At 40.7% G+C, this 1,675-nt stretch carries 1 protein-coding gene; it reads left to right on the top strand.

From position 1 onward, the window contains the following. Positions 1-1,670 (top strand): formate--tetrahydrofolate ligase (locus DFR78_RS11815; RefSeq protein WP_114459024.1); only part of this gene is annotated, 1,670 nt, incomplete at its 5' end. Positions 1,671-1,675: the final 5 nt, after the last annotated feature.

Genomic DNA, 1,675 nt, shown 5'->3' with positions numbered 1-1,675 from the left:
TGAAAAGTGATATAGCCATAGCACAGGCAGCAGAAATGAAGCCAATAACAGAAATAGCAGAAGAATTGGGATTAGAGGAAGATGATCTAGAACTATATGGTAAGTATAAGGCAAAGGTGAAGCTGGATGTATTAAAGAAAAGGGAAGAGGAAGAGGACAGTAAGCTGGTATTAGTAACAGCAATAACTCCTACAGCTGCAGGAGAGGGAAAAACGACAACAACAGTAGGATTGGGACAGGCCCTAAATAGAATAGGCAAAAAGGCCATAATAGCCCTAAGAGAACCATCTTTAGGCCCGACAATGGGAATAAAAGGTGGAGCAGCAGGTGGAGGATATGCACAGGTAATACCGATGGAAGATATAAATCTGCACTTTACAGGAGATATACATGCAATAGGAATAGCCCATAATCTTCTGGCAGCAGTAATAGATAACCATATAAAACAGGGAAATGAACTGGGGATAGACCCAACTCAGATACAGTTTAAAAGAGCAGTAGATATGAATGATAGAGCCTTAAGAGAGACAATAGTAGGTCTTGGAGGAACAGTAAATGGACAGCCAAGAGAAGATGGATTTTTAATAACAGTAGCCTCAGAGATAATGGCGATAATGTGTCTGGCCAATGATCTGATGGAGCTGAAAGAGAAATTAGGTAAGATAGTGGTAGCATATACATATGATGATGAGCCGGTAACAGCTCATGATCTTAAGGTAGAGGGAGCGATGACAGCACTTCTAAAAGATGCTATAAAACCAAATCTGGTGCAGACATTAGAGAACACCCCAGCCTTTATACATGGAGGGCCATTTGCAAATATAGCCCATGGATGTAATAGTGTAATGGCAACCAAGTTTTCGATGAAGCTGGGAGATATAACAATAACAGAGGCAGGGTTTGGAGCAGACTTAGGAGCAGAGAAATTTTATGACATCAAATCCAGATATGCTGATTTGAAACCTGATGCAACAGTGCTTGTGGCAACAATAAGGGCACTTAAGATGCACGGAGGAGTAGAAACAGGAAAGCTTAAGAAAGAGAATCTGGAGGCACTAGAAAAAGGAATAGAGAACCTGGAAAAGCATATAGAGAATGTGCACAAATTTGGAGTACCACTGGTAGTAGCAATAAACAGGTTCCCGGATGATACAGAAGCAGAATTAGAGCTAGTGAGAGAAAAATGTGAGAATCTGGGAGTAGAGGTAGCACTATCAGAAGTATGGGCCAAAGGAGGAGAAGGAGGAGAAGAGCTGGCAGAAAAGGTAGTAGATATACTGGAGAATAAAGAGAGTCAGTTTAAGTTTCTCTATGATGAGAAAGCCCCGATAAAGGAAAAGATAGAGACAATAGCAGAAGAGATATATGGAGCAGATGGAGTAGATTACAGCGATAAAGCCTTAAAGCAGATAGAAAAATACAATAAGCAGGGATATGACAGTCTGCCTGTATGTATGGCAAAAACACAGAGTTCTATATCAGACAATCCAGCACTAAAAGGAAGACCGGAAGGATTTACAGTAAGTGTAAATGAGATAAATCTATCAGCAGGAGCAGGATTTTTGGTAGTAATGACAGGGCCAGTGCTGATAATGCCTGGGCTACCTAAGAGACCATCAGCAGAAGATATAGACATAGATGCAGATGGTAAGATATCAGGCCTGTTCTAAAAATA

Origin of the sequence: Halanaerobium sp. MA284_MarDTE_T2, assembly GCF_003337245.1 — a bacterium.
Classification (GTDB): domain Bacteria; phylum Bacillota; class Halanaerobiia; order Halanaerobiales; family Halanaerobiaceae; genus QPJE01.
This window is presented reverse-complemented; position numbering and strand designations above follow the sequence as displayed.